4 protein-coding genes and 1 pseudogene are annotated in these 2,458 nt (G+C 32.4%); 2 read left to right on the top strand and 3 right to left on the bottom strand.

Annotated features, from left to right (window positions below; genetic code table 11):
• Both J7K39_06085 and J7K39_06090 read left to right on the top strand, forming a co-directional pair.
• A partial coding sequence (locus tag J7K39_06085) for a hypothetical protein (GenBank protein MCD6179456.1) occupies positions 1 to 387 on the top strand: 387 nt, incomplete at its 5' end.
• Positions 388 to 449: 62 nt separating this feature from the next.
• Positions 450 to 1,112: a hypothetical protein gene (locus tag J7K39_06090; GenBank protein MCD6179457.1), complete on the top strand. Its 663-nt coding sequence runs from the start codon at positions 450 to 452 to the stop codon at positions 1,110 to 1,112.
• Here J7K39_06090 and J7K39_06095 read toward each other — a convergent pair.
• From J7K39_06095 to J7K39_06105, 3 genes and pseudogenes are all read right to left on the bottom strand, one after another.
• Positions 1,072 to 1,329, bottom strand: coding sequence for a hypothetical protein (locus J7K39_06095; protein ID MCD6179458.1), 258 nt, complete (start codon positions 1,327 to 1,329; stop codon positions 1,072 to 1,074). The genes J7K39_06090 and J7K39_06095 overlap by 41 nt on opposite strands.
• An 18-nt stretch (positions 1,330 to 1,347) precedes the next feature.
• Positions 1,348 to 2,169 (bottom strand): annotated as a pseudogene (locus J7K39_06100) (sigma-70 family RNA polymerase sigma factor).
• Positions 2,170 to 2,244: 75 nt separating this feature from the next.
• The coding region (locus tag J7K39_06105; protein MCD6179459.1) for a hypothetical protein at positions 2,245 to 2,458 on the bottom strand (214 nt) is incomplete at its 5' end.

Genomic DNA, 2,458 nt, shown 5'->3' on the forward strand with positions numbered 1-2,458 from the left:
CGATGCTTTAGTTTTATTCAAGATGACATTGATATCCTAAAACAACTTGCCTTTGATGATAAGGCTGTCGGAGAAACAATTAACATCGGACCTGACGATGAATTTATTACAATAAATCAACTGGCACAAACTATCGCTGACCTTTTGAACTTTAATCTAAAACCAATATATAAAAGATCACGACCTCAGGAAGTTCTATTGGCAAATTGCTCTGCTGATAAAGCTCGATCTATGTTCGGCTACAACCCTTCGGTGAAATTAACTGATGGTCTTCAAGCTATGATAGACCATATAAAAAAGCGTGGAACAAAACCTTTTAAATATCATCTCGATCTGGAGATCATCAACGAAAAAACTCCTGACACTTGGAAGAACAGGTTATTCTAAATTGGTATTGTATAATTGAATGTAAGGGCGTAATGCCTTACGCCCCTACTAGAAAAAACACCATGAAAACAAAGAAAATAAAAATACTATACCAATCCGAAAACGAAATAGTAGTTTTTAAACCTGCGGGTATTGCTACTCAGTTGAGCAACGATATCAAAGGTTCGTCTTTGGAAAGTATTTTGCAAAAACAACTTAGAATTAACGAGTTGTTTTTTCCACATAGATTGGATAGGGTTACATCAGGTCTTATGTTAATTGCTTTGAACAAAGAGGCAATTACTTTTTACGGTGAAGAAGTTAAATCCAAACATTTTCAAAAATACTATGTCGCTCAAGTTGAGAATAATATTGAAAATATCATAGGATTAATAGGAACACATAAACGCTATTTAAAAGTAAAAGGCAATGTAAATAAGATCGTAAAAAGTGGTGGCAAACCTTCTTTTTTGGATATTTTACAAATTCAACCAAGCTCAAAAAATAAAAATAACTACGATGTATTTATAAGATTGATAACAGGAAGAATGCATCAGATAAGAGTAATGCTCGCAGATCTCGGGATTCCCTTAACTGACGATTGGTTATATAATAAAAAAGCCGGCTCAAAGAACCGACTAAAAAATAACTTTTACCTAGAAAGTATAATCTTAAAATTTAAAGATATGAATGAAAATTATCACACTATTTATTCTTCTCCAGAGCATCTTGAATATCTGAATTGAATTTATCCAAAGCTACCTGTAAATCCTTATTTCTATTAGTAAGATCTTCAATCGCACTATTAAGCATCGCAGCTTTTACCTCATTATTTTTCTGGATATGATCAATTTTTGCATCATAATACAACCATGAATTAAAAATACAAACTACAGCTGTAACTAGAATAATAGAAAGTGCTGTAACCATATCCACTTTTTTTTTTGCTTTCTTCTCTTCCATGATTTCCTCCAATGTAATTTAACCTAAATAATCTCTTAATGTTTTTGATCTAGATGTATGTCTAAGTCTTCTAATAGCTTTCTCTTTTATCTGCCTTACCCTTTCTCTTGTAAGACCAAACTTAGTTCCTATTTCTTCCAATGTCATAGGGCTGTCTTTGTTAATACCAAAATATAACACTATTACCTCTCGCTCTCTATCAGTGAGTGATTCTAATACCTTTTCAACCTCCTCCTTCAATGAGCTTTCAAACAATTCTTTGTCTGGTAGTGGCTCGTTATCATCCTGTAATACATCCAACAAAGTATTATCATCGCTAGTATTAAACTGAGCATCTATAGATAAATGTTTACCCGAAATTTTAAGAGTATCACTTATTTCAATTTCAGTAGTTTCGAGTGCTTTTGCTATTTCTTCAGAAGTAGGCTCTCGCTCATATTTTTTTTCTAATGTAGCTTTAATTTTACTTATTTTATTTAAAGCTCCAACCTTATTCAAAGGCAATCTTACGATTCTTGATTGCTCTGCCAATGCCTGTAATATGGCTTGTCTAATCCACCAAACTGCATAAGATATAAATTTGAATCCCTTAGTCTCATCAAATCGTTTTGCAGCTTTAATAAGACCCATATTACCCTCATTTATCAAATCACTTAATGTCAAACCCTGACTTTGATATTGCTTAGCTACAGATACTACGAATCTTAGATTTGCTTTAACCATTTTTTCAAGGGCCATTTCGCCTTGCTTGCCACCTTTTTTCATCGCTTTTGCAAGTATTCCTTCTTCTTTTGCAGAAATAAGATCTTCTCGACCAATTTCTTGCAAATACTTATTCAAAAGGTGATTTGTTCTACCTAAGCCACTAGCTTTTGCCACTGAGCATTCCTTAGCTGATTTATAGCAAGCAATATTCTATTGCTTTATCAGTATATACTCTTTTCTTCCGTTTCTCAAGTACTTTATTATATAATTTACTTTATTATTTTTGATAACTTTTGCCACTTTCTTAAAATCAGTTATATCATTAATTTTATACTGAACGCCTGAGATAATTGCTTTTGTAACTATATCTCCAACAGATAACTTGCCAAATAATTGTGATTTTTCGTCAATGTCAGTAATAATC

Source organism: Bacteroidales bacterium, from assembly GCA_021157585.1.
Classification (GTDB): domain Bacteria; phylum Bacteroidota; class Bacteroidia; order Bacteroidales; family UBA12170; genus UBA12170.